Genomic DNA, 25134 nt, shown 5'->3' on the forward strand with positions numbered 1-25134 from the left:
GTGTTCGTAAGCATTGCCATAGTAAGAACTCTTAGGTGTCAAGACTACAATTTTATCATTAAATTCAACTAGGTTTGCAGGTTTTGTAATTTTTTTCATATTTTATCTAAACTTCTATTTTTGTAAAAAGATAAGGCAATCAATGCAAAAATACAGCTTAATATGACATAATAAACTGCCGAGGTTACATGCCCTGTTTTTTGTACTAAATATTCAAAGACAAGAGGCGTAGTACCGCCAAAAATACTTGTAGCAGTATTATATGAAATAGAGAGAGCAGTGTTACGTATATTTGTAGGATAAAATTCTGCTTGTAATGCCGGTTCAGGACCGATATAGCTAGCGGCAAGTATAGCGAGTATAAATTGTGAGATAATTACGCTTGTGAAGTCCCCGTTCTCAAAATTATTAAGTAAAAACGGCGTTGTTACAATAATTATTATCAGATTAATTACGAAAATTTTCCTGCGACCTATAATATCGGATAGATAACCGCTTAATAAAGTTACGGCTATCATAATCACGTAACACACGCTAGCGAGGCTATTTACCTCATTTTCAGTAAAGTTGCGGCTGATTTTTAAAAACGATACCAAGTAAATTGTAGTTAGATAGAATATTATTGAACCGGGAGCATTGATAAAAATCGAGATTAATATATCAAACCAATGATTGGTAATGACTTTTTTTAACGGTGATTGTAAAATCTTTTTCTGCTCTCTTAGATTTTTAAAATTCGGTGTTTCGTGTGTATTTTTTTTAATATAAAATGCTGCAAAAAGAATAAAAAAACCAAGTAAAAAAGGTATTCTCCAGCTAAAACTATCAAATTGTGAAGCTGTTAGAATATTCTTGACTATATAAGAAACAAAAGAACCAAGCAATAAACCGGAGCATATACTAGACATTGAAATACTACCGGTGAAGCCTCGGTGTTTATGGCTAGTATGCTCAATAACAAAGGAAATAGAGCCGGTCAAAGCTCCTCCCATTGATAATCCTTGTAGAATTCGTACACAAATCATTAATATAGTCGCAGTTATACCGATAGTATGGTAAGTTGGTAATATTCCTATTAATACGGTTGGGGCAGACATGCAAAATAACGCACTAGTTAAGGCTACTTTGCGTCCAAATCTATCACCGATAACACCAAAAAATATGCCACCCAACGGTCTTGCCAAATAACCTATAGCAAAGACTAAAAAAGCTTGCAGTAAAGAAGTATTAGCATCATCATTCGGGAAAAATTTTGCTCCTATTATGGGTGCAAAATAACCGAATAATACATAATCATACCATTCAAAAGTGTTAGCGATACCGCTTGAAAATACTAGCTTACTGCGATTCATGTTTTTTACTCATAGCTTTTTTTTCGGAGTATATTATAAATAAGGTGGCAGGAATTATTATTACTGCTCCATGAAGTGTGCTTTTATCGGGAAACTCGTTAAATATGAAATATGCCGCTATTGCCGAAATCACCAGCTCTAAATATCTATAAGGAGCGGTAGCGGTTGCATCTACCATGGAAAAAGCTTTAAGTAGGAAGAATAATATTAAGCTTCCACTACTACCAAGTACAAACAATAAAGCTAATTCAAAACTACTAGGAGTTAGCCAATACTGCGATGCTACAGGTAGCGACACTATAGCAGTTACTATTGCCGAATAAAACAGCATGCTAATCATCGATTCTTTTATTACGAATTTTTTATTAATAATGTCAAGCATAGCAAATGAAATAGCCGCTAATACAAAATACAAAATTTCGGGGTTAAAATCCTCGGCATGCGGTTTAAGCGTAACAACAAGTCCTATAAATCCTACTACGGTAACTACCCATCTTTGCCAAATAATATTTTCGTTCAGAAAAAATACGGCAAGTATTAAAGTAAATAAAGGAATAGAAAAACTTACAACGGTTGCAGTAGTAACGGGAGCTATAGTCAGACCGTAAGTCCAAGAAGTCATGCCAAAAAATAATAATAACCCTCTTAATATATGTACAAAAGGACAACTTGTTTTTAAGGTATTTTTACCGTAATAAACAACAAAAGGTAGTAACACTATGCTACTGAAAAAGAAGCGGAAAAAAGCTACTTCAAAGCTATGTAAACGAGTCCCAAGATATTTAGACATTACATCATTGGCACTACTACTTACTAAACTAAGTAAAAACCAACCTATACCGGTTAAATATGTTTTTAATGCATCATTCATTAATATGCTCTAATAATTTCTATAATTTTACTTAAATGTCTTGACTTTTAGCATAAAAGAATTCTATTTTTTATGACAATGGTATAAATATATAAACAAAAACTTTATATAATAATACGGTAATCAATTTTAAGCAAGTAAAGGTTATAATTATATGTTAAGAATAGTGAAAAAATTAGGGATAATTTTGTTTGTGTCCAGCATAAGTATTAATAGTTTTGCTAAAAGCATGTATGATGATGTAGATTCTGCTCCTGACTATGATAGTACACCGTATTACGAAAATGAAGGAAGTTTAGTTTTCAAGATGCGTCTAGGTGGTGTTTTTTCAAGTACTAAGCAAAAAGGATTACCTACTCCTACCTCTCCTCAACCTGTTTCAGTAGGAGAAATTGCAAAAAACGGTTATGGAGGTGATACGTCCACTACTATATTCTTTAATAATTATTTAGCTACTGAATTATCGCTTGGCTTTAATGTTTTACACACTAAATATACATCCCTTGCAGCCGTTGCTCATAATTATGGCGTGGATAATGTCAAAATAGGAAAAAACAAACCTATTTATATGATTCCTGCAACAGTTACCGGACAATTTCATATAGCTCCTTACGGTGGAATAAGACCATATATAGGTATAGGTTATCACGGTTCTTATATGCTTACACAAGCTACCGGTCTTAAAATTAGAAACGGACACGGTGCCGTAGGACAAATAGGTGTAGATTTTTATGCTAAAGATGATACTTTAATCAATATTGACGTAAGACAATTTTTCTTAAATCCTAAACTTGAGTATAAACCGAATTTAGTAGGTAATAAAACCGTGATCTCTAAAGTTAAACTTAATCCTTTAATAGTTTCCGTAGGTATAGGATTTACTTTTTAAAAATCTCTCGTCATTGCGAAGAGACATTGTTGTATGGATAACTGAGCCGTCATTGCGAGGAAATTACGAAGTAATTGACGAAGCAATCTCAGGAGTTTGTTATTATTTCATGAGATTGCCACGCAGGCTAACCTCCTCGCAATGACGTTTCCAAATTATTAAATAAATTCACCTATGTCCCTACAAATTATCCAGTTATTATACTTAGTTGCGGCTGTTTGCTTTATTCTATCACTCAAATTCTTATCCTCACAAAAGCAAGCACGTTTAGGCAGTACCATAGGTATTTTGGGGATGGCGATAGCAGTCGGCATTACTTTTTTCCTACCGGATTTTACTCATAAATTACCCATTATAACAACTATATTATTAGGCGGTATAATCGGAGGGATTATTGCACTTAAAATCTCCATGACGGCAATGCCTCAATTAGTTGCTGGATTTCACTCTTTCGTTGGTCTTGCTGCGGTATTTGTAGCTTACGCTATGATACTTGCTCCTGAAAATTTTTCTATAGGAATAGCAGGAAGTTTACCTATTAATTCGCTAATAGAAATATCGCTTGGAGTTTCTATAGGAGCATTAACTTTTAGCGGCTCGGTAATAGCTTTCCTAAAACTACAAGGCTTAATGAAAAGTAGCCCACTAAAATTCTACGGTCAGCAATATATATGCCTATTAACAGCAATAATATTAGTTCTTCTGATTATATTATTTATTCGTTCAGAAAATATATTTTTATTTAATCTAATAGTTTTTTTATCGCTGTTAATCGGAGTATTACTAATAATACCGGTAGGCGGTGCAGATATGCCGGTTATAGTATCGATGCTAAACTCATATTCAGGCTTTGCAGCAGCAGGTATTGGCTTTACGCTTAGTAATAGCCTACTTATTATTACCGGGGCATTGGTCGGTAGTAGCGGAGCTATACTTAGCTATATAATGTGCAAAGCGATGAATCGCTCATTAATTAAGGTTATTTTTGGGGCGTTTTTGCCTGCACCTACTGGAATTAACAAGGATATAGACGACGATAAAATAGCAAAAACAAGCTGCCCTGAAGATGCGGCACATTTACTACTTAATGCATCGTCGGTGATAATTGTCCCTGGTTACGGTATGGCAGTAGCCCAGTCTCAGCATATAATAAAAGAGATGGTTGATATATTAGAACGTTCAGATATTAATGTACGTTTTGCCGTACATCCGGTAGCCGGTAGAATGCCTGGACATATGAATGTTTTACTTGCAGAAGCTAATATAGATTATGAGAAAGTACTTGAGCTTGAAGAAATTAATAGAGATTTCGCTACCACTGATGTAGTGCTTGTGATTGGGGCAAATGACGTAACTAATCCTGCTGCTAAAAATGATCCGAATAGTCCAATTTACGGTATGCCGGTACTCGATGTCGAAAAAGCACGTACGATTTTGTTTATTAAACGCTCTATGGCATCAGGATATGCAGGTATAGAAAATGAGCTATTTTATCACGATAATACTTTTATGTTATTCGGCGATGCTAAGAAAGTAGTTGAGGAGATAGTTAAGCTTCTAAATGAAGATTGACTTAAATAACTCTATTTGTTATAATTTCTTAAATTAAGCCAAAAAACAATTATCATGAATTCGCAAAAAACATTACCGCTTCTGCCAAAAGCCACGGCTATGTGGTTAATTGAAAATACTTCTTTAACTTTTAAACAAATTGCCGATTTTTGCGGTATTCATGAATTTGAAATAAAAGGTATGGCTGACGATGAAGTAGCACAATCTATAAAAGGTTTAAATCCAATTGTAAACGGTCAGTTAACTTTAGAGGAAATTGAGCGTTGCAGTAAAGATCCTAATGCTAATTTACAAATTTCATATAGCCTTGCTGATGAATTGATGAAAAATCAGAAAAAACAGCGTGCTAAATACACTCCTATAGCAAGACGTCAAGATAAACCGGATGCTATATATTGGTTATTGTCTAATTATCTGAACATCCAAGACCATCAAATAATTAAATTAATAGGTACTACTAAAACTACTATAGATGCTATTAGAACCCGTAGCCATTGGAATATGAATTCTATTCGTCCTCGTGATCCCGTGTTACTGGGGATCTGTAGTCAAATAGACCTGAATAAAATAGTAGAACGCCTAAAGCCTCCACAAAATCCTACAAAAGAATCATAAAATTATACTAACTTCTATCCTGCGAAAAGCTTGCTTACGTGAATTATTTTTTGATTGTTATCCGCCTTAATCAGCGTTATTGCATAGCTCGTTTATGTCATTCCTGTATAGTCGGAACATTGCTGGATGACCGGTAAAATCCACTGTGTCAAGCCACGGAATGACAACAGATGCGTTTTTCAATCCACACGGACAATGCCTTTCTCGCAAACGGATTTTTTTATGGATTAGAAAAGTGATTATTGCCTAATAAGCCGTTTATCGCTAGGTAAAGTATAACTTTTATCGGTAGAACGATAGGGACAAATATCAATTCCTCCACGCCTAGTATATACTATATAAATAGAAAGAAAATCAGGATTTATAGCGTTTTTAATGTCTGTAAAAATACGCTCGGCACACTGCTCTGCAAACTCATTACAATTTCTAAAAGATATTAGATATTTCAGGAAAGAATCATGTTTTAACTTTTTTCCTTTATATTTTATAACGATTGTACCCCAATCTGGTTGACCGGTTACTAAGCAATTTGATTTTAGTAAATTAGAATTAATCTCTTCTTCTACTAAAACATCTTCATACTCAATTAAACTATTATCGGGTGGACCGTAATTATTGCATACTATATCTAAATCATCGATATTTTTACCGCTTGGAATACCAAATTCTATTTTTGTATTTATAGGAAATATACGTCCTGTTACTTTAGCGTGTGTAACATTACTTAGATCCTGCAAGATAATTCTTTCTAGTTCTTCTACTGATTCAACAACAAAGTTATTAAAAGAATTTAGATATAATTTAAATGATTTTGATTCTACTATATTTTCAGAATCCGTCGGTATATAAAAAGTGCCTACTCCAACCCATGGCTTACCGTTCTTATTAAGGCAAGATAGTTCATATGTATTCCAAACATCTATCCCGTAAAACGGAAGATTATTACTATTTATTCCAAGTTCGTTTCGATTATTTATACGTGGAATTTTAAATAATAAAGTCGCATCATAACTATCTTTATAAGTACTTTTTTTACCAAGTAAAGAAGTCGATAAAGGCATTAATTATGCTCCTTGTGTTAAAATTTCTTTTTGTTGTAATTCATCATATTCTTTTAGCATATAACCGCGTCCCCATACTGTGTCGATATAATCTCTACCGCCGGCAGCATCACTTAACTTTTTACGAAGTTTACAAATAAATACGTCAATAATTTTCATTTCCGGTTCGTCAACACTACTATATAAGTGATTTAAGAACATTTCTTTAGTTAAGATAGTTCCTCTTCGGAGTATTAATAGCTCTAAAATAGCATATTCTTTGTTCGTCAAATGTACTTTTTTGCCGTCAACTTCTACACTTCTAGTATCTAGGTTTACGCTAACCTTATCAAACCTAAATACTGATGCTGCATGCCCTTTAGAACGTCTAACTATAGCTTTAATTCTAGCAATTAATTCCTCTCTTACAAACGGTTTGGTTAGATAATCATCGGCTCCGGAAGAGAAACCGGTAATTTTTTGATCGGTATCCGTTAAGCTAGATAAAATTAAGATTGGAGTTTTTATTTTGGCAGCACGCAATCTTAGTAATATCTCAAAACCATTAATATCCGGTAACATAAGGTCTAAAATCACTAGATCATAACCACTGACTTTACCAAGTCTTAAACCTTCCACACCAACTGAAGCTTTATCGCAAACTATCCCTTCTGAAGCTAAAGTTAGCTCAATTAAGTTAGCCATTTCCGGCTCGTCTTCAATTAACAAAACTCTCATTATTTTTCTCCATAAAATTCAATTTTTATATTGTGCTATAATTTAATTACAGTTAATTATTGTTAACTAAATTATAATTTTTTATCTAGTGCTTTATACATTTATTAATAACATAAGTAAAGAATATTTAATCAAATTGATAAAATTTTTACTATTAAGCTCTATCTGTGATTTAAAAACCATGGCATTTAAAACGAAATTTATTAAATAATTAAATGATTTTCTTAGTTTTGATGCTCCGACATTTTCTTATGATATAAGGCACCAAAATCTATAGGATCAATCATTAAAGGCTGGAATCCTGTATCTTGAGTACAGCTAGCTATAATTTTTCTAGCAAATGGAAATATCATTGCCGGACAATGAACGGATAATAAAATCGGATGTTGTTCAGAATCAATATTAATTAAATTAAATACTCCGGCATATTTTAATTCTATCTGAAATAATTTATATTTCTCATTTCTTGCAATTGCTTCGATATTTAACTCTACTTCATAGAAATTTTCTTCCGATAAATTAGTAATATTTATATCTAGAGATAAATCAATTTGAGGGCGTTGATCCAAAGCCGCAAGAGAAGACGGGGCAGAAGGATTCTCAAGAGATAAATCTTTTATATATTGTGCATTAACGGAAATATGTGGCATTGCCTCATTAGTATCGGTGTTTATTGTACTCATAAAAATCCTTATTAAAAAATTTAATATAATTTTTTAGAGCCTGTTCGCGATTTTATTTTGATTGATAATTAAACAGGTTTTTAAGCGAAAATTAATAAGATTTTGTAGGAATAGTATTCTTATTTCAAAAAATCTTATAATTTGCAGCTAAAAAGATTTTAATTAGCTTTAAAATTAAGATCGCGAACAGGCTCTTACATAAAAAAGTTATGTTAACGGTAAAGTTACGCCTACTTGTTTCATATATTTTCCTTGTCGATCGGCATATGAAGTATCACAAAATTGATCACTTTTTAAAAATAAAAACTGACAAGCTCCTTCATTTGCATATATTTTAGCAGGTAATGGAGTAGTATTAGAAAACTCTAAAGTTACATGTCCTTCCCACTCCGGTTCTAACGGAGTCACATTTACTATTATACCGCATCTTGCATAAGTGGACTTGCCGACACAAATAACTAATACATCACGCGGTATTTTAAAATATTCTATAGTTCTGCCAAGGGCAAAACTATTAGGTGGAATAATACACACATCTACCTCTCTATCAACTAAATTATATTCACTGAAATTTTTTGGATCAACCGTAGTAGAATTTATATTGGTGAATATTTTAAATTCATTAGATACTCTAGCATCATAGCCGTAAGAAGATAAGCCGTAAGAAATAATCTTTTCTTTATTATGAACTCTTACCTGCTTTTCCACAAAGGGCCTTATCATACTTTGATTTATAACAGCTTCTTTTATCCACTTATCTGACATTATAGCCATAATCAAAACTTAATTTATTAATAAACTAATAATTATAACTCATAATTATTTACAATACAAAATTTTTCTTTAAAACTATAAGTCTGAGACTACTTGAATAATGATAGTGATAATAATACAACATTATATACTTTAAATTATTACAAATTAAAATAGTTTTTTATTGTCAATTCTGAAAAGTATTATTATATTTTAACATAGTTGATTTATATTTATTAATACTAAAAATTTATTTTGTATTAGTAAATTTTATTATTTAAGTTTATAGGGGCTTTATTAAAGTGAAAAAATTATTATTAGCTGCAAGTATTATTTGCCTTGCATCGGCTGGTCTTGCCGAAGAAAATCCAACACCTGTTATTTCTAATTCTGATACTGAAATAAAATTAGAAGGATTCTATTTATTTGAAAGCGGTTATATTAAACAGGATCATTTAATTTTATTTGATAAAAATGTAACTGATAACAGGAAAAAGCTAGGGTTTTACACGGAAGCAGCGTTTGCGGCAACTATTGCTAAAACTATCAATGATGTAATAGCAGGTGCTAAAATAGTGCTTCAGCCTACTACAAGAGCAAAAACCTCTGCAAGTTATAACGGATCACATATCTTTATTGAAACTAGTTACGGTAAAGTAGAATTAGGCTCTCCTGTCGATGCAAGTGCTAAGTTGCGTGTTGCCGGCTCTCAAGTAACCGCAGGTACCGGAGGATGGTGTAGATATGCTCTACTTGACGATCAGTATATGAGATATAACGGTTTAAAACCGGATTTTGATACTAGTGCTAGCTTTTATCTTGAATCATACTCGAACTCTTTTGATCAAATCAATGAAAAAACTGAAAAAGCTAGAAGACTCAACTTTTTCACGCCTAAAATGAAAGGCTTCCAAGCTGGTATCTCTTATACTCCGGACACTGCTAATACAGGCGGTAATAAAGATATAAATAATTTAACGCTTGAAAGTTCAGGAAGAAACGGGATTAGTGTTTCTAAAACTGGAATAAAAACGGTTACCTTAGGAAACGGCGAAACTATGACTATAAATCAGAATATTCGAGATGCTTTTTCTGCCGGCTTAACTTATGAACATGAAATTAGTGAAGATGCAGACTTAAAATTATCCGTTACCGGAGAATACGGTAAACCTGCTCGTCGTCTTATTCATGCTAAAAGAGAAAGAACTACAATCCAAGTGCTTAATACTTATAAGCTTTCTAATTTAAAAGCATATAATCTTGGAGCTGTATTTACTTACGGTAATTTCTCTTGTGGGGCTTCTTACGGTAATTTAGGTAAAAGCTTAACCGCTAAGGAATATTATAAAGTCGGTCGTGATACCTATTATTACAATGGAGCAGTTGCTTATGGACAAGGACCTATAAAAACAAGTCTTGAATATCTTAAAACTTCAAAATATAAAAACACCGTTGATGCTGTAAGCCTCGCTACTGAATATAAGATCATGCCTGGTTTATTACCATATGCTGAAATTTCTCATTTCCAAGCTAAAGGTAAACCTGTATATTACCCTGAAGCACCTAGTAAAACAACACGAGGTACTGTTGCTCTTATAGGTACAAAACTTAAGTTTTAATTATTTACAAATTAATTATTATTATAATCAAGGCTTAGAGCAATCTTATGCCTTGATTATTCCATTTTTTTAATTAAACTATCAATAAATTTTATAGTTCCATCGTTGCAATAGTCTTGTCTTCTGTTAAATCTTTAAGCCATTCTATTAGCTTACAGCTCTCTAATTCTTGTCAAATTATACTTAGCTTTGTACTTCATTTACTTTTTTATTTTTAGATATTGACTTTCTTTAATTACCATATATTGTGATGCAACCAAACCATAATATATGGTAATCCTATGATATATGATTTTTATTATTTTAAAACAGGAGTAACACTATGAATCATGCTCAATTTACAAGCTCAGGATATTCCTTTGTAAATGGATTAAAAGCAGTTACAAGATATGCAACCGCTTCTAAATTATAGTTCCAACTTAAAAAAATATTTATAATATTACATGCTTTAAATATTCAGAAAGTCTATACAAAAGGCGGGGATTTTGAGGCAGCATTGAAGTTTTTTAATATGAAAAAGGATACTTCTCTAAAGATAGATGTAACTCACAACATCGAAAAACCAGCATCAGAGGACAATGAAAATCTTTTCTCTCCTATATTAAATGTATTTAAAAACATGATGGAAACAAGTAACATTATAGATAAATATATTACTGCAATCCCTCATTTAATGAGTATAGGTTTTACCTTAAAAAAAATTTCAAGCTCCAACCACGTTATAAGCAAATTTGATGCAATAAAAGGTACCAGCACTTATGGCTGCTGCTACCGCTATCGGAAAACCTTTAATAGATACAATTAGAGAGACTTGTTCTATAATTCAATTTTTCAAAGATAGTAATAAGTTATTAACTGGTGTTTATAACCTTTTCGGTAATAATAATGAAGATTTTACATATTATCAGTTAGAGGAAGGTCATCATGATGATCAGGTTGATGTTATAGGAGTAGGAGATAGTAACATCTATTAATTTAAATAGGTAAGATGAATTTAAAAGCCTATAAAAACTTTTAATAATAGAACGGTACAAGCGAATTTATAAATAATTTGCTTGTATCAAACCATATAAAATATGCTATTTTTTTGTATACACTCAATCTTTATTATAATTATGATGAAAATCTATTATTTTTTGGGAAGCCCATAGGAGGTAATTTACCGGTACTACCTCTTTTTCCTAAAAATGCAACAATGTTTTTCTCAAGTTTGACTTTTCCATTGTTATTCCAACCTAAGCCGTCTTCTTTATTGAATATTTTAATATCTAGAAGCTTTGCATTCTTAAATTTTTGCAGCGTTACACCTTGTCCTTTTTTCATTTCAGGTATTTCATCTATATTAAATACCAGTAATTTACGACTTTCACCGGTACAAGCAATACTATCCCCGTTTACAGGTAAACAAGCTATACATGCATGACCATCCGGTACATTCATAATTTGCTTTCCTGTTTTTGTTTGAGCCATTACTTCGTTTGAATTAACTAAAAATCCCTTACCTACACTACTTGCGAGTAATAAAAGCTGATCAGGTTTATAGACTAAAATATTTGTAATATCGTTATTGCCTATATCCACAAGTAGCTTTATAGATTCTCCTGTTCCTTTACCTTTGGAAATATTATCGGCAAGCAAAGTAAAAAACCTGCCTTCTGAACTAACTATTAATATTTTATCAGTCGTGTAAGCTTCTAAAATAAATTTTTCTGCATCACCTTCTTTATATTTGATAGTCGATAAATCGGTGTTATGACCTTTTAACGAACGCACCCACCCCATTTTTGAACAAATAATAGTAATCGGTTCTTTAGTAATAAACGCCGTTATATCAACTACTTGATTCGTAAGCGTTACTTCTTCAAAACTTGTACGTCTAGCTCCTATTACCGTATTTAATCCGAATTTTGTTTGTACTGCTTTTATTTCCTTTTTTACTACTTTCCATAATTCTTTTGGATTATTTAAAATCTCTTCTAATATAGCTTGCTGCTTCTGCAAATTACCATGCTCATTAATAATTTCCTGCTCTTCAAGTTTACGAAGTGAACGAAGACGGGTATTTAATATCGCTTCTACCTGTATTTCGGTTAGCTTGAACCGCTCCATCATTATTGCTTTCGGTTCATCTTCTTCACGAATGATTTTAATTATCTCATCAAGATTTAGATAAGCTATTCTCAGACCTTCTAGAATTTCTAAACGATGTTTGATTTTGTTTAAAAGATAAGTTGACCTCCGAGTAACAATATTTTGTCTGTGAGCTAAAAACTCTTGTAAAACCTCTAAAATATTCATTACTCTCGGCACGTTATTACTGCCGATCACATTCATATTTAACTGAATGCGACTTTCTAAATTCGTTAGCTTGAATAGAGATTCCATAACTATTTGTGGATCACAACTACGATCTCTAGGCTCGATAATTAATCTAATAATATCGGTTGATTCATCTCTAATATTGCTAACAAGCGGGATTTTTTTATCCTTTAGTAATATCGCTATTTGTTCTATAAGTTTTGATTTCTGAACCTGATAAGGTATCTCGGTTACGACTATCTGATATGTACCGTAACTTAGCTCCTCTTTTTCCCATCTGCTTCTTACTCTAAGACTACCACGTCCAGTAGTATATGCAACATTAATAACTTCAGCTTTATCAATAATTATGCCGCCGGTTGGAAAATCAGGACCTTTAATGAAATTCATTATATCGTTAATTTCAGCTTTCGGGTGGTCGATTAAATGCACCAAAGCATCGCATAACTCATGTAAATTATGCGGCGGTATATTGGTTGCCATACCGACTGCTATCCCTTCAGAACCATTAGCTAGTAAATTCGGAAAACTTGCCGGCATTATTACCGGTTCTAAATCGGAATCATCATAAGTAGGGCGGAAATTTACCGTATCTTTATCGATGTCTATCATTAATAAAGTACATATTTCCGTCATACGTGATTCGGTATAACGCATAGCCGCTGCATTATCACCGTCGATAGAGCCGAAATTGCCCTGCCCGTCAATTAAAGGATAACGTAATGAAAAGTGCTGAGCAAGGCGTACCAAAGTATCATACACTGCTACATCACCGTGCGGGTGATATTTACCGATCACGTCACCAACCACCCTTGCACATTTCTTATAACCGGAATTCGGCTCAAGCCTTAGCTGTAGCATTGCGTATAATAACCTACGATGTACAGGCTTGAGTCCGTCACGTACGTCAGGAAGCGAACGTGACATAATCGTTGACAACGCATAAGCAAGATAACGCTCCGATAATGCATTACCAAAGTCAATATTTTCTATTTTAGCTTCTTTCATAAGTTATTTAATATTTGTTGATGTTGAAGGGCTTTTTATTTATTGTCATTGTCATTGCAAGTAATCGTTGTTGCATGGATCAATTTCACCACTGTCATCCCGCGACTTGATCGTGGGATCTAGTAAAAATACTAATATCATTAGTATTTTTTATTGTTTTTCTGGATACCGTGGACAAGCCACGGTATGACACTAAAATATCACTTTAATACACAACTCTGTTTGTTATAAGCTAGTTTCTTACAAACCCCTTTGGCTTGACTAAGACTACCATAATCACCGGCTAAGATTAAATAGAAAAATTTGCCGTCCTCATATTTAACTTTTTTGGTTGTGATAACAACATTTTTAAGAATTTTTGGGAATTTCTTTTTTATTCTTTCCCCTTCTTGCATTGCTTCTGCTTCAGATTTTACCGAACCTAGTTGTACTTTATAACTTTCATTATTTTTACAATTTTTAGCATTACTAACCTTATCCTTACTTCCTTTTTCAAGCTTTATGATATTTAAATCAGTTTCATTTGCGTTATTACTTGGCTCTATTAATGCAATAAGGTTGGATATTTCATCAAAAGATTCATCGCTTTGACTTTGGTTACGAGAATCTATATTCATAGGTTTCTCAGGATCAGGAAGCAATTTTACGGTTTTAATATTTGTATCTTTAGCAATAAGATTTTCATATATCGTATTATATACTGCTGCTATTTGGTTATTTTCTATTATAGACGGTTTTATTTTTGTAGGCAACTCATCAGGATAAATAGTAATCACCGGCTTGCTATTCTGATAATATTGATAACCAAAATAAATAGCGGATATACATATTAAAAATACTAGAAATATTTTAATAAAAATATTATTGATCATGATATATAAAATATTTGAGATGTCACCCCGTGACTTGACCACGGGGTCCAGTAATAAAAAATCTAAATACAGATAAAATTTTAAAACTAAAAGCTCGATTTATCTCGCTTTATGTTGGATCCCGTGGTCAAGCCACGGGGTGACACAATGGGTTTTACCGATCCACGCGAGCAACACCTCCTCGCAATGACGATGAAAACCTAACTACATTTTGTTCATTGGTTCTACACCTATCACTTCGAGACCGCTAGCTATAACTTTCTGTATGGCACTTGCAAGAGCAAGACGTGCTAGAGTTAATTCTTTATTGCTCTCAATTACAAATCTATAGTCGCTATTTTCTTTACCGAAATTCCACATAGAATGAAATTTTGAAGCTAAATTTATTAAATAAAATGCGATGCGATGTGGTTCAAAATATTTTGCAGATGCTTCTAATGTTTTTGTCCACGCAGCTAAAAGTTTTATAATCTCAATTTCTTCTTCTGACGATAATAAAGATAAATCATACTTACGTGCTTCAAAGCTATTATAAGATTCCGGCATTAATTCTCTAGCTTTTGATAAAATAGATATCGTTCTCACATGAGCATATTGTACGTAAAAGATAGGATTTTCCCTTGATTGTTCTTTCACTTTTACTAAATCAAAATCAAGCGGCTTATCATTTTGCCTTGTTAACATCATAAATCTTATAATATCTTTCCCCACCTCATGATTTACATCTTGCACACTAGCAAAGCTCCCAAGGCGTTTTGACATCTTAACCGGTACACCGTTTTCAACGAAATTAACCAATTGACAGATTTTAACGTCCACTTTAACCTGCTCTTTGCCTAGAGCCTTAACTATTGCCTCAATTCTTTTAACATATCCACTATGATCGGCACCAAGTACATAAATTAAGTGATTCGCTCCCCGCTCTATTTTATCCTTAGCATATGCAAGATCGGAAGCAAAATAAGACCAACTTCTATCAGCTTTTTCTATAGGACGATCTTGACTATCACCGTACTTAGTAGATTTAAATAATTTTTGAACTCTATTATCCCATTCCTCATGAACTTTACCTTTAGGGGCAGGTAACGTACCTTCATAAATTAGCCCCATACGCTCCAATAGTTTAACTGTTTTCTCTATCTCACCTTTATCATACAATGATTGCTCAGAGAAAAATATATCATGTTTAATCCCTAAATCTGCTAAATCTTTTCTATTTAAATCAAGCATTTTTTCTATGGCAAAATTTTTGACTATTTTGAACTTTTCAGCATCGTTCATCGTTAATAATTTCTTGCCGTATTCTTTCGCTAAAATTTGCCCGAGCGGAATTAAATACTCTCCCGGATATAACCCGGCAGGGATAGTAATTTGCTCACCTAAAGCCTCTTTATAACGTAATAATACCGTACTAACTAAATCATTTATTTGTGAGCCTGCATCATTAACATAATATTCTTTTATAACGGAGTAACCTACCTTTTGCAAAATCCTTGCTAACACATCACCATATACCGCACCCCTAGCATGCCCTATATGCATTGGACCGGTGGGATTTGCCGAAACATACTCGATGTTAATATTTCTGCTTTTATCTATATCAATTTCAAAAAATTTTTCTTCGTACTGTAAAATATCTTTTATTGATGCCTGCCAACTATCAGCTTTTATAGTGAAATTAATAAAGCCCGGTCCTGCTATTTCTATACTTGCAATATAAGGTAATGTTATAAGGACTTCTTTAAACTTTAAAGCCACTTCCCGAGGAGAAATACTTTCTTTAGCTGCAATAATCATTGCAATATTACTTGATAAATCACCGTTAAAACTATCTTTCGGTGTTTCAATAGTAGCAGTATTTGCTATTTCTTGATTATTATATAATTGCTGACTTGCCGCAATTATATCTTGTTTCAATTGATTAAATATATTCATAATTATTAAATGTTATTAAAATTCAGCGAATAGACTTCTTGCAAACGTCTGCTAATAAGGAGGAATTTGAAGAAAACACGGAATGCAGCACCGCAGCGTACACTTTAGTACGTGAGGATGCGAGTACCGGATTGATGTACAAATTACCCTTAGAAGCAAGTTATGTAGGAAGTCGAACAAAGCTGATTATATTCCTGAATGGCAAAACGGTCAGTCATTCCTGCTATATAATCAGCAACAACTCTAGCTTTACTATATGTTTCATTAGAGTCTATTAGCATTTTCCAATTAACCGGCAATAAATTAATATCATCCATATAAACCTTAAACAAACCTTGTACGATTTTAGTACATTTAAGGCTGATGGCCGTAATTTTATTACTTTTATAAACTCGCTTATGGAGAAACTTTTTAGTTTCCTTAATATTTTCATTAGTTTTTTCTGTAAAATCCACTATCTGATAATTCAAGTTACGTATTTTGTCTATATTAGTAATTTTTTCTTTATTTAAATTTTCTTTTGTTTGCCATAGTAAATCGGTAATTAACTCATGTATTAGCTTACGTACTACCTCATAAATCAGACATGAGGAACTAATATTTTTAAATTTTGATTTGAGTTCAAAAACATGCTGATCAATATATTTAAGTTCAGCGAGACTATTAAAATCGATAATTTTAGCACCGATACTATCTTCCAAATCATGCGAAATATAGCTAATATCATCGGCAAGAGCTGCTATTTGAGCCTCTACTGATGCATAAGTACTAAGTTCTAAATCATTTTGCTTATTATACTCTGCTATATATTCATTTATCTCACCTAGTATAGGGCCGTTATGTTTTACGATTCCTTCTAAAACTTCCCATGTTAAATTTACTCCATTATAAGCCGCATATCTTTTTTCAAGTAATGTTAGTATCTTTAAAGATTGAGCATTATGAGAAAAACCGTTATACTCTTTCATACATTCATTTAAAGCTCTCTCTCCCGCATGACCGAAAGGCGTATGACCAAGATCGTGAGCAAGTGCTATTGTCTCAGCTAAATCACTTGATAAATTTAAAGTATTAGCAACCGAACGTGCAACAGTCGAAACCTCTAGAGAATGAGTTAGCCTATTTCTGTAATGATCTCCCCCGTGATTAATAAAAACTTGAGTTTTATATTGCAAACGCCTAAATGCATTAGTATGTATAATGCGATCACGATCACGTTCAAACTCGTTTCTATAAGAGGTCGGGATTTCCTTATATAATCTTCCCCTACTTTTAAGAGGATCAGAAGCGTATGAAGCAAGCATCGTTATCCTTTATTTTGAAAGACGTTGTTGTGTGACTTTGGTTTTCCGGTTGTCATACCGTGGCGTTACCACGGTATCTAGTAATTAAAAAATACAAATACAGCAAGTTTTTAAAACTAAAAGCTCGATTTATCTCGCTTTACGCTGGATACCGTGGTAAAGCCATGGTATGACAAATTTGACAATTTCTAAACCACACAACAACGCCGACTTGAAAAATATCAAGATATACTATACAATTTATGAGATTTTACAAGGTAATTTTAAGTGACGATAACAATTACGGATAGAGCTTTTGAACGGGTTTGCGAGTTAGTAGAGCTAGAAAAAGATAAGAATTTAGTACTGCGAGTTTCGGTTGATAGCGGCGGTTGCTCAGGACTTATGTATAATTACGAACTAGTCTCAAAAGATAATATAGAGCAAGATGATTATGTCATTACTAAACATAATGCTACAATTATCATTGATCCTATCTCTCAAAAATTTATGCTGGATTGTACTCTTGATTTTATAGAAGAGCTAGGCAGTTCATATTTTAACGTTAGTAATCCGCAAGCTAAAGCAAAATGCGGCTGCGGTAATTCTTTCTCGGTGTAAATCCAAGTATTGCGAGTGGGCATTGTTATTAGAGTGCCTAGGTCATTCTCGCGAAAGCAGGAATGACCTTGTAACGTCAAACTTTAATGTTGATCATTAGGTTACATAGCTGCTCCACCTACCTCAACTTCGTCATTATCACCATAAAGAGGAGGCATTACTTCTTCATTAATATAATAATGTTATTCTTGGGCTTGTTGAGCTATTAAACTTTGTTTTAATGTTTCAGCTTGAGATTTTCTTAAATTTAGTCCTTGTCCTTTACATTGCTCCGTAGAGAGAATTTTAAGGCCTTGAGATTGTCTTATTAAATCATCGCATACAAAAACTCCGCAGTCTAAAGTATTTCCTTCTTCTTGTTGTTGAGTTTTTAAATCTATTATTTCTGCATCAGAGCAAACCTCGGTAATAAGTTTTACTAAGTCAGGACGATCATTTAACGATCTGCCCAAAGGATCATTATAAGTAAATATTATCTTATTTGTATCATTATCTTTACTAATCATCATACTTACCCAATGCCCATGTCCTGTATTAATCGGCATAAGTACAACTTTACCTTTGTTCTTCAAATCCTCATGCACTCCCTCTCTAAGTGCCTCTCTTACTTGTTCAGGGCTTGTTAAATCAACGTGGGTAACTATAGAGAATTTATTTTTGTCTATATTTGCTTCTAATATATTTTTTATATCATCTTCACTATACCAGTAATCCGATTTTTGTATATTTTCTATAGTGTGAAGCGGGGTACTTTTCGTTGGCGGCGGTTGTTGTTGATGCTTTTGCTGCGGCTGAATTAAAGCTTCTTCTTGTTTTTGAGGCTGCGTATCATTTTGTTTGTTTACTTCTTTTTGTTCATTAGTCAATTGCTCATTTTGATTTTGTTGTACTTTTGGCCACTCCTTGGCTTGCGGCTCCGACAGTGGAATAAAATCATTTATTATAGTCTGTGTATCACTTAAAATTTTTGTTCTGTCGGCCTCCTTGGCAAACATACTAAGATCCTCTATTTTGCCTTTGTCAAGCATTGCACGTATAAAAGCAGTATTTTTTGCCATATCCGTATCAAAAGCTTTTAAAGCCTTTGATACTAATTCTTGTTTTTCTTTCTCATTTTTGTCAACTCTACTTGCAACTCTCAAATATTCAAGTCCTGCTTTTGACATTAAATTTAATTTAAACAAAAATTCTGCTACAGATATATGAAGATCTTTTTCTAAAGATATATAATGTGCTTTCATTTCTCTTTTATTTTTTAAAATACTAAAAATTTCATGAAGAATATTACTACTCTCCTCAATATCGGCTATACTTAAACTTTCATTGCTTCATGAATTAACTTTATAGCACTTCCGTTTTCATTTTTACTTCTATACCATTTCCCTAGTGTTAAAAATAAGTCACCTATTTTTTTACAAATATTGCTAAAAATATACGGAATGGTATCATGACCATAGAGAAAGTTAAAATCTTTATCAATTTCTAAGGCATTAATATATTCTCTTATCGCTCTAAACCAGTCTAATTCCGATTTACTATTTTCATAGATCATACCTAAATAATAATGAGCATTGGTTTTTATTTCATTTATAGATATAACAATATGTTCAGCTTACGGTCCCGTAAGTTTATCAAGCCATTCTAATGCTTCTTTATAATATTTTTTTTCTTCTTTATTAGATTCTACATTATCAGTTACCTGATAATGTTTTAATTTCATATCTAATATAGCTTTATCTAATAAATTTTCTTCAATTAAGATTTTTTTTGCTTCTTCAACTGCCCCCATCAGCGGTTGCAAATCTTGCGATTACGGATAAAGTTTTTTACAAAAAGATAAAGCCTTCCATTGCTGATTTAAGAAATATACATAGTTACTAATATTCCTTGGAAATGAATTTTATCTTTTATATCTTCTGCCTTATAAAATTTTCTTATAGTTTCTAAAAATGAACAAACCATATTTAGGTGATCATTAGAATATTTAATATATGTATCTTCAAGCTCTTCTATTTCTTTTAAAGCAGAAAAAAAGTTTCTTTGGTTTTTTGTACCGATGATTTATTTAATATTTTTTTGGCAAATAAGGTTGAATTAACGAATAATTTTTTGAGAACGTGTCTGAATCTAACGGTTGGCGTAAATCAAGAGAAATAAACGGGCTTATTATGTTATGCTTATTGACTTGAAGAAAATTTATAATAATTTTACCTATAGTTAAAATATTTTCATTTACTTGATTAGATAAAACTTGCGGTAAAATTATCTTATTTGCATCTGATTTTTGAGGTTTTATATATACTTCTTTTATTGTAGCCCATTTACCTTGACTTAAGTCCTTAATATTAAATGTATCCGAAAAGGGTCTTACACATAGGTTTATCAGTTTCTTTACATGTTCGATGATCAATGGCTCATATGAGGTTTTTTTACTCAAAATATCTTGTAACTCTAATTTCAACGCAATACTTATAAGATTTTTTTGTTCCTCAGTTATAAGAGGATTTGCATCGGAACCGGAATTAATTAGAACATCTCCTTTACCTTTGGTGGAAGAAGCAAATGCATCCAAGTTAGCGTGTTTCTGTTCATCTATTATAGTAATATTAGTGTTTTTTTCTTCTTCATTTTTACTCTGAGAAATAGCCTCGATATAAGAAAAGATTTTTTCCCGCTCTACTTGTATTTCATTATTTGCGATTGTTCTAATTAATAACGAAATAGCAGATACAACAATAAAAAAATCTTTGGTTTCAAGTGTTTCTAAAAAAGATTTAGTATCACCGCTAGGTTTTTTAAATAAATTTACAGATTTTCCTAGCTCTGTAATTATAAATTTTTGTCCTTCATCGAAGTTTTTACTCTTCAAAAGCTTACTGAGTTACTTTTTTCTTCCTTAATCTTAGTATTTTTCTCTCTTTCATTTTTATAGCAACAGAAATTATATACGATACAGCATCTTCTAATTGTTCTTTAATTTCCAGAGTTAACTGACCGTTACCGTTTCTCAAAATATTAGTAAATTGTTTATATGTAGAATCAAAAACACCCTTTACACTATTATCGCTAATTACGACTGAAAATTTAACTTTTTCGGCTAATTCTAATATTTGCCAGTAAATATATGAATTAAGAATTGTTTGAATAGTATCTATGGGTTTATTATGAATCCCTGGACATTCATAATATTAATTCCACCTTCATCATCAGATATAAAGAAATTATTAACACGCTTATATCCATTGTCTGATTCATGATGTATTTTTTCATCATATTCCGGTTCTTTCGCATATAAAGAGCGGTCTTCATCTTCTTCTAATTTTTGTCCGCTTAAAAAACAACTAAGAGTAGTGGTACCTATTCCGTTCATCCCTATCATCGCAATTAGTTTATTTATACTATTTCCTGTTTTAGTAATTTCATTATGACTTTCTGCAATCATTTTAAAAGCTTATTACCGTTCTTTATGACCGGTCTTTCCAGTTCATAAAAATTTGTAAGAGGTTGCAAATTTTTATTTTCGATTTCATCTTCGATGTTTTGAACTTTTGTTTTCTTTAAATATGCATTTACAGAATTTTCATTTAAAATATCTACTTCGGACATGAGCTGAAATGCTGAATTATCACTAAAATTAGGAGAGATTTTTAATTCTGCTAGCTTATGTTGATTATTATGTTTTATCTCTAATAAAGTTTTTATTCCGATATTAGTTATTGCTTTATTACTTACTAAAGAAAGTTTAGTTATTGTTTTGTTAAGTCTAAACATTTCAGCTAAAATTTTTATTTGCTTATCATTTATACCGCAATTGTCCAAAAATACTCGCTCGATAGTCTTATTATTCCTTAAATAATTTGCTATATATTTTATATCTTCCGTTATAAAGGGGTAGACTAAAATCCAAAGCAGCCACGTGGATAAACTCTGCAAGCCCGCTATTTGGTTTTACTAATGTTTCATTAAATATAGAACGAGTGTTATTAGAGAGCCAAGCTATAATATCTTTATATTCATACTTAGATATGAAGCTTGTGTTTGGAGTTAATATATCCTTAATATTACGTAATTTCATTAATATATTACATTCTTCAAGAACAGTTAAGTTTGGAGTGTTTTTTTGTTCCAAAATATTATTAAAAATACTCCGTCAAAAAATCATTTATATTTTTTAAACCTCGTTCCTGTTTGGGACTTCCCACCAATTAAACATATATATTTACCTAAAATAATTTATATTACTCCAAATAAAAACATTTTTGCTCCGTAAGTTGAATAAATAAATATTAACACTACTTAAAAAATTTTTTTGAATAAGTAAATTTACAACAAGGATTTAAAGGTGAATTGGTGGAATTCTGAGGATAAGAAAGTTCTATTTCTTATGTTGTAAAAATTATCACTTCTATTTTAAAATTGAATTAATAGGGGATATTTATATATATTTTGAAAGGTAAAATTTGAAGTTATTTTTCTTTGGTAATTTTATCATATTTTTTTAGTTTGATAAGAATGGATTCTAGATTATCCAACTTAATCATACATGGACCATCGCTTGGAGCGTTATCGGGGTCTTGATGTACTTCCATATACATACCAGCGATACCTACAGAAGTTGCTGCCTTTGCAAGTAACTCTACATATTTTCTTTCCCCGCCGGTACTACCTCCTAGCCCTCCCGGTTGCTGAACGGAATGTGTGGCATCAAAAACTACAGGTACATTTAACTCTGCCATTATTGCAAGACTACGCATATCAGATACCAAGTTATTATAGCCAAAACACGCTCCTCGCTCTGTAAATAATATATCCTTTACTCCAAAAGCTTCTAGTTTTGTTTGTACATTTTTCATATCCCACGGAGCTAGAAACTGTCCTTTTTTTACTTTTACTATTTTACCTGTTTTTGCTGCAGCTTGAAGCAAGTCGGTTTGTCTACATAAAAATGCCGGAATTTGTAAAATATCTGCTACTTCGGCTGTTTCGGTACATTGACTCTCTGAATGAACATCAGTAACAATAGGGCAATCGAATTCAGATTTTACTTTTGATAAAATTCCTAAACCTTTCTCAATACCAAGTCCTCTAATCCCATTTACGGAAGTTCTATTAGCTTTATCAAAAGAAGATTTATAAATAAATGGAATCTCAAGCTTGCCAGTTAATTTAACAAGTTTTTCTGCCATAAACAACGCATGATCTTTTCCTTCAATCTGACAAGGCCCTGCAATTAGAACAAACGGTAAATCATTTCCTATTTTGATATTGTTAAGTTTTACTACTTTTTGCATAATTCTTAGATTTAATTAATTGAGGCACGGATTAGTGTTTCTCTGTTATATCAGGTGCTGATTCATTTTCTATTAAGTCATTGTTAATTATTAGCGTATAATATTTTTCTTTTATTGTCGTTAAATCATAATTACCATGATAATAACCTTCTAGGTTAATAATTTTTTTTAAATAAAAATTTACCTGCTCTGTTTCTAACGGTTCATCTATATTTTTTATAATAGACGACTTAATATTAATTAAATACGCTTTTATTTTTTTAAATTCTTTAATAATTATAAAAATATCATGCGGTTTTGTTACCAATATTCCTACAAACAAAATTAATAATATTTGTGTTAAAGACATATTTATATTAATTTCTTATGTTTATATTTTGGATTTAAAATACTTTCCCCGTTAGTACTTAGCATATATTCATGATAATCTTGATAATTTCCTTCAAACCATGTAGCATTATTTTCTTTATCATATGATATAATATGAGTGGCTATTCTATCTAAAAACCACCTATCATGACTAATCACTAATACACAACCTGCAAAGTCTACAATAGCATCTTCAAGTACTCTTAACGTATCAATATCTAAATCATTAGACGGCTCATCTAATAATATAACATTTGCTCCTTCTTTTAGTAATTTTGCCAAATGTACTCTGTTACGTTCTCCACCTGAAAGTTGTCCAACTTTTTTTTGTTGATCACCGCCTCTAAAATTAAAAGCTGCACAATAAGCTCTACTTTTAATTATTCTATTACCAAGTTGTAATTCATCTAGACCTTCTGAAATTTCTTCCCATATAGTCTTATTATCATCTAAATGATCCCGTGATTGATCAACATAACCTAATTTTACCGTTTGACCAATTTTAATAGAACCACTATCTGGCATTATTTTACCTGTAATAATATTAAACAAAGTAGACTTACCTGCTCCATTCGGTCCAATAATTCCTACAATAGCTCCACGTGGAACCTTAAAACTAAAATCTGACAATAATATTTTATTATTAAATTTTTTAGCTATATGTTCTGCTTCAATAACAAGATCCCCTAAACGAGGTCCGTTAGGTATAATTATTTGAGTAGGATCAGTTTTTTGTTCTTGTTGTTTATTTAATAACTCTTGATATGCTGTAATACGTGCTTTATTTTTTGATTGTCTAGCTTTTGGAGTTTGATGAATCCATTCAAGTTCACGATTCAATTGTTTTTTTCTATCATCGTCTTCTTTACTTTCTAAAGCTAATTTTTTTTGCTTCTGCTCAAGCCAAGAACTATAATTTGATTTCCACGGTATACAATTTCCACGATCTATTTCTAATATCCATTCTGTAACATTATCTAAAAAATAACGATCATGGGTAATTACTATTACAGTACCCTCATAATGCTTTAAATAATCTTCAAGCCAAGAAACTGATTCTGCATCCAAATGATTTGTAGGTTCATCAAGTAACAACATATCAGGTTTCTCTAAAAGCAATTTACATAAAGCCACTCTTCTTTTTTCTCCACCGGAAATTTTTGTAATATCTGCTTCTTTTGGTGGACAATGTAAAGCAAGCATTGCGATCTCTATTTCACGTTCTAGATTCCATCCATCACAATTGTCTATTTTTTCTTGCAATTCTGCTTGTTTATCAAAAAGCTTTTGCATTCTTCATCAGT

The 25134-nt window shown here is 32.0% G+C and carries 25 protein-coding genes and 2 pseudogenes; 7 read left to right on the forward strand and 20 right to left on the reverse strand.

The genetic code is table 11. The annotated features are described in order from the left end of the window. Nucleotides 1-95 precede the first annotated feature (95 nt). Both D6968_RS04790 and D6968_RS04795 read right to left on the reverse strand, forming a co-directional pair. Nucleotides 96-1352 (reverse strand): MFS transporter, encoded by a 1257-nt coding sequence (locus tag D6968_RS04790; RefSeq protein WP_121543785.1) that lies wholly within the window; start codon nucleotides 1350-1352, stop codon nucleotides 96-98. After that, complete coding sequence (locus tag D6968_RS04795; protein WP_121543787.1) at nucleotides 1339-2223, reverse strand: DMT family transporter; 885 nt, start codon at nucleotides 2221-2223, stop codon at nucleotides 1339-1341. Before D6968_RS04795 ends, D6968_RS04790 begins: the two co-directional genes overlap by 14 nt. Before the next feature lie 154 nt (nucleotides 2224-2377). On the opposite strand from D6968_RS04795, the gene D6968_RS04800 reads away from it, so the two are divergent. The 3 genes from D6968_RS04800 (at nucleotide 2378) to D6968_RS04815 (ending at nucleotide 5299) form a co-directional block, all read left to right on the forward strand. Further along, nucleotides 2378-3112, forward strand: coding sequence for an OmpW family outer membrane protein (locus D6968_RS04800; protein ID WP_121543789.1), 735 nt, complete (start codon nucleotides 2378-2380; stop codon nucleotides 3110-3112). 174 nt (nucleotides 3113-3286) lie between these two features. Then, complete coding sequence (locus D6968_RS04810; protein ID WP_121543791.1) at nucleotides 3287-4684, forward strand: NAD(P)(+) transhydrogenase (Re/Si-specific) subunit beta; 1398 nt, start codon at nucleotides 3287-3289, stop codon at nucleotides 4682-4684. Nucleotides 4685-4738: 54 nt separating this feature from the next. Further along, the gene (locus tag D6968_RS04815) at nucleotides 4739-5299 is read left to right on the forward strand and encodes a cell cycle transcriptional regulator TrcR (protein ID WP_121543793.1); all 561 of its coding nucleotides are present in this window, start codon (nucleotides 4739-4741) and stop codon (nucleotides 5297-5299) included. A 239-nt stretch (nucleotides 5300-5538) separates the two neighbouring features. Here the strand turns inward: D6968_RS04815 and queF are convergent, their stop codons facing one another. The 4 genes from queF to dcd form a co-directional block, all read right to left on the reverse strand. Continuing rightward, nucleotides 5539-6360, reverse strand: a complete 822-nt coding sequence (gene queF, locus D6968_RS04820) for an NADPH-dependent 7-cyano-7-deazaguanine reductase QueF (RefSeq protein WP_121543795.1) — start codon at nucleotides 6358-6360, stop codon at nucleotides 5539-5541. Between the two features lie 3 nt (nucleotides 6361-6363). Continuing rightward, on the reverse strand, nucleotides 6364-7077 hold the full coding sequence (gene ctrA, locus D6968_RS04825) for a response regulator transcription factor CtrA (RefSeq protein ID WP_121543797.1): 714 nt from the start codon (nucleotides 7075-7077) through the stop codon (nucleotides 6364-6366). A gap of 224 nt (nucleotides 7078-7301) precedes the next feature. Next, the gene (gene secB / locus D6968_RS04830; protein ID WP_121543799.1) at nucleotides 7302-7760 is read right to left on the reverse strand and encodes a protein-export chaperone SecB; all 459 of its coding nucleotides are present in this window, start codon (nucleotides 7758-7760) and stop codon (nucleotides 7302-7304) included. A 207-nt stretch (nucleotides 7761-7967) separates the two neighbouring features. Beyond that, a complete protein-coding gene (dcd, locus tag D6968_RS04835; RefSeq protein ID WP_121543801.1) occupies nucleotides 7968-8534 on the reverse strand; it encodes a dCTP deaminase in 567 nt (188 codons plus the stop codon). Nucleotides 8535-8815: 281 nt separating this feature from the next. Here dcd and D6968_RS04840 point away from each other — a divergent pair, with 281 nt between their 5' ends. Together D6968_RS04840 and D6968_RS06155 are read left to right on the forward strand one after the other, a co-directional pair. After that, nucleotides 8816-10132 (forward strand): porin, encoded by a 1317-nt coding sequence (locus D6968_RS04840; RefSeq protein WP_121543803.1) that lies wholly within the window; start codon nucleotides 8816-8818, stop codon nucleotides 10130-10132. Nucleotides 10133-10890: 758 nt separating this feature from the next. Continuing rightward, on the forward strand, nucleotides 10891-11106 hold the full coding sequence (locus D6968_RS06155) for a hypothetical protein (protein WP_245969336.1): 216 nt from the start codon (nucleotides 10891-10893) through the stop codon (nucleotides 11104-11106). 139 nt (nucleotides 11107-11245) lie between these two features. Here D6968_RS06155 and parC read toward each other — a convergent pair whose 3' ends face one another. From parC to argS, 3 genes are all read right to left on the reverse strand, one after another. Beyond that, nucleotides 11246-13459, reverse strand: coding sequence for a DNA topoisomerase IV subunit A (gene parC, locus D6968_RS04850; RefSeq protein WP_121543805.1), 2214 nt, complete (start codon nucleotides 13457-13459; stop codon nucleotides 11246-11248). Nucleotides 13460-13659: 200 nt separating this feature from the next. Beyond that, a complete protein-coding gene (locus D6968_RS04860; protein ID WP_121543807.1) occupies nucleotides 13660-14331 on the reverse strand; it encodes an SPOR domain-containing protein in 672 nt (223 codons plus the stop codon). Between the two features lie 204 nt (nucleotides 14332-14535). Next, nucleotides 14536-16266 carry an arginine--tRNA ligase gene (gene argS, locus D6968_RS04870; RefSeq protein ID WP_121543811.1) on the reverse strand — a complete coding sequence of 577 codons (1731 nt, stop codon included), beginning with the start codon at nucleotides 16264-16266 and terminating at the stop codon, nucleotides 14536-14538. Nucleotides 16267-16289: 23 nt separating this feature from the next. On the opposite strand from argS, the pseudogene D6968_RS06700 reads away from it, so the two are divergent. After that, a pseudogene (locus tag D6968_RS06700) lies at nucleotides 16290-16481 on the forward strand (palindromic element RPE1 domain-containing protein); the annotation flags it as partial. On the opposite strand, the gene D6968_RS04880 reads toward D6968_RS06700, so the two are convergent. Beyond that, nucleotides 16416-17570 (reverse strand): deoxyguanosinetriphosphate triphosphohydrolase, encoded by a 1155-nt coding sequence (locus D6968_RS04880; protein ID WP_121543813.1) that lies wholly within the window; start codon nucleotides 17568-17570, stop codon nucleotides 16416-16418. The pseudogene D6968_RS06700 and the gene D6968_RS04880 overlap by 66 nt on opposite strands. 267 nt (nucleotides 17571-17837) lie before the next feature. On the opposite strand from D6968_RS04880, the gene D6968_RS04890 reads away from it, so the two are divergent. Continuing rightward, nucleotides 17838-18170 (forward strand): iron-sulfur cluster assembly accessory protein, encoded by a 333-nt coding sequence (locus D6968_RS04890; RefSeq protein ID WP_008579535.1) that lies wholly within the window; start codon nucleotides 17838-17840, stop codon nucleotides 18168-18170. A 182-nt stretch (nucleotides 18171-18352) separates the two neighbouring features. Here the strand turns inward: D6968_RS04890 and D6968_RS06160 are convergent, their stop codons facing one another. From D6968_RS06160 to ettA, 10 genes and pseudogenes are all read right to left on the reverse strand, one after another. After that, nucleotides 18353-19411, reverse strand: a complete 1059-nt coding sequence (locus D6968_RS06160) for a Ulp1 family isopeptidase (RefSeq protein WP_245969337.1) — start codon at nucleotides 19409-19411, stop codon at nucleotides 18353-18355. A 71-nt stretch (nucleotides 19412-19482) separates the two neighbouring features. Further along, complete coding sequence (locus tag D6968_RS04905; protein ID WP_121543815.1) at nucleotides 19483-19722, reverse strand: hypothetical protein; 240 nt, start codon at nucleotides 19720-19722, stop codon at nucleotides 19483-19485. Between the two features lie 60 nt (nucleotides 19723-19782). After that, the gene (locus D6968_RS05380; protein WP_177717320.1) at nucleotides 19783-19959 is read right to left on the reverse strand and encodes a hypothetical protein; all 177 of its coding nucleotides are present in this window, start codon (nucleotides 19957-19959) and stop codon (nucleotides 19783-19785) included. 276 nt (nucleotides 19960-20235) lie between these two features. Next, nucleotides 20236-21039 (reverse strand): hypothetical protein, encoded by an 804-nt coding sequence (locus tag D6968_RS06165; protein WP_245969338.1) that lies wholly within the window; start codon nucleotides 21037-21039, stop codon nucleotides 20236-20238. 282 nt (nucleotides 21040-21321) lie between these two features. Next, nucleotides 21322-21612, reverse strand: coding sequence for a hypothetical protein (locus tag D6968_RS04915; protein WP_121543817.1), 291 nt, complete (start codon nucleotides 21610-21612; stop codon nucleotides 21322-21324). Then, the gene (locus D6968_RS04920; protein WP_177717351.1) at nucleotides 21609-21989 is read right to left on the reverse strand and encodes a leucine-rich repeat domain-containing protein; all 381 of its coding nucleotides are present in this window, start codon (nucleotides 21987-21989) and stop codon (nucleotides 21609-21611) included. Before D6968_RS04920 ends, D6968_RS04915 begins: the two co-directional genes overlap by 4 nt. Before the next feature lie 22 nt (nucleotides 21990-22011). After that, nucleotides 22012-22299 (reverse strand): hypothetical protein, encoded by a 288-nt coding sequence (locus D6968_RS05385; RefSeq protein ID WP_245969339.1) that lies wholly within the window; start codon nucleotides 22297-22299, stop codon nucleotides 22012-22014. A gap of 337 nt (nucleotides 22300-22636) precedes the next feature. Continuing rightward, nucleotides 22637-23461, reverse strand: a complete 825-nt coding sequence (kdsA, locus tag D6968_RS04930; RefSeq protein ID WP_121543821.1) for a 3-deoxy-8-phosphooctulonate synthase — start codon at nucleotides 23459-23461, stop codon at nucleotides 22637-22639. Between the two features lie 31 nt (nucleotides 23462-23492). Beyond that, nucleotides 23493-23810, reverse strand: a complete 318-nt coding sequence (locus tag D6968_RS04935; protein WP_008579523.1) for a DUF2672 domain-containing protein — start codon at nucleotides 23808-23810, stop codon at nucleotides 23493-23495. 2 nt (nucleotides 23811-23812) lie between these two features. Continuing rightward, nucleotides 23813-25123, reverse strand: a pseudogene (gene ettA / locus D6968_RS04940) (energy-dependent translational throttle protein EttA); the annotation flags it as partial. Between the last annotated feature and the right edge of the window lie 11 nt (nucleotides 25124-25134).

Source organism: Candidatus Rickettsia colombianensi, from assembly GCF_003664375.1.
GTDB lineage: Bacteria > Pseudomonadota > Alphaproteobacteria > Rickettsiales > Rickettsiaceae > Rickettsia > Rickettsia tamurae.

Bases quoted from the DNA above. Each gene is read 5' to 3' on its own strand.
- D6968_RS06160 (WP_245969337.1), bottom strand. From the start codon at position 19,411: ATGAAAGCACATTATATATCTTTAGAAAAAGATCTTCATATATCTGTA.
- D6968_RS04915 (WP_121543817.1), bottom strand. From the start codon at position 21,612: ATGATTGCAGAAAGTCATAATGAAATTACTAAAACAGGAAATAGTATA.
- secB (WP_121543799.1), bottom strand. From the start codon at position 7,760: ATGAGTACAATAAACACCGATACTAATGAGGCAATGCCACATATTTCC.
- dcd (WP_121543801.1), bottom strand. From the start codon at position 8,534: ATGGCTATAATGTCAGATAAGTGGATAAAAGAAGCTGTTATAAATCAA.
- D6968_RS04860 (WP_121543807.1), bottom strand. From the start codon at position 14,331: ATGATCAATAATATTTTTATTAAAATATTTCTAGTATTTTTAATATGT.
- D6968_RS04815 (WP_121543793.1), top strand. From the start codon at position 4,739: ATGAATTCGCAAAAAACATTACCGCTTCTGCCAAAAGCCACGGCTATG.
- D6968_RS04810 (WP_121543791.1), top strand. From the start codon at position 3,287: ATGTCCCTACAAATTATCCAGTTATTATACTTAGTTGCGGCTGTTTGC.
- D6968_RS04905 (WP_121543815.1), bottom strand. From the start codon at position 19,722: ATGATCTATGAAAATAGTAAATCGGAATTAGACTGGTTTAGAGCGATA.
- parC (WP_121543805.1), bottom strand. From the start codon at position 13,459: ATGAAAGAAGCTAAAATAGAAAATATTGACTTTGGTAATGCATTATCG.
- D6968_RS04790 (WP_121543785.1), bottom strand. From the start codon at position 1,352: ATGAATCGCAGTAAGCTAGTATTTTCAAGCGGTATCGCTAACACTTTT.
- argS (WP_121543811.1), bottom strand. From the start codon at position 16,266: ATGAATATATTTAATCAATTGAAACAAGATATAATTGCGGCAAGTCAG.
- D6968_RS04880 (WP_121543813.1), bottom strand. From the start codon at position 17,570: ATGCTTGCTTCATACGCTTCTGATCCTCTTAAAAGTAGGGGAAGATTA.
- ctrA (WP_121543797.1), bottom strand. From the start codon at position 7,077: ATGAGAGTTTTGTTAATTGAAGACGAGCCGGAAATGGCTAACTTAATT.
- queF (WP_121543795.1), bottom strand. From the start codon at position 6,360: ATGCCTTTATCGACTTCTTTACTTGGTAAAAAAAGTACTTATAAAGAT.
- D6968_RS04795 (WP_121543787.1), bottom strand. From the start codon at position 2,223: ATGAATGATGCATTAAAAACATATTTAACCGGTATAGGTTGGTTTTTA.
- D6968_RS04800 (WP_121543789.1), top strand. From the start codon at position 2,378: ATGTTAAGAATAGTGAAAAAATTAGGGATAATTTTGTTTGTGTCCAGC.
- D6968_RS05380 (WP_177717320.1), bottom strand. From the start codon at position 19,959: ATGGGGGCAGTTGAAGAAGCAAAAAAAATCTTAATTGAAGAAAATTTA.
- D6968_RS04935 (WP_008579523.1), bottom strand. From the start codon at position 23,810: ATGTCTTTAACACAAATATTATTAATTTTGTTTGTAGGAATATTGGTA.
- D6968_RS06155 (WP_245969336.1), top strand. From the start codon at position 10,891: ATGGCTGCTGCTACCGCTATCGGAAAACCTTTAATAGATACAATTAGA.
- kdsA (WP_121543821.1), bottom strand. From the start codon at position 23,461: ATGCAAAAAGTAGTAAAACTTAACAATATCAAAATAGGAAATGATTTA.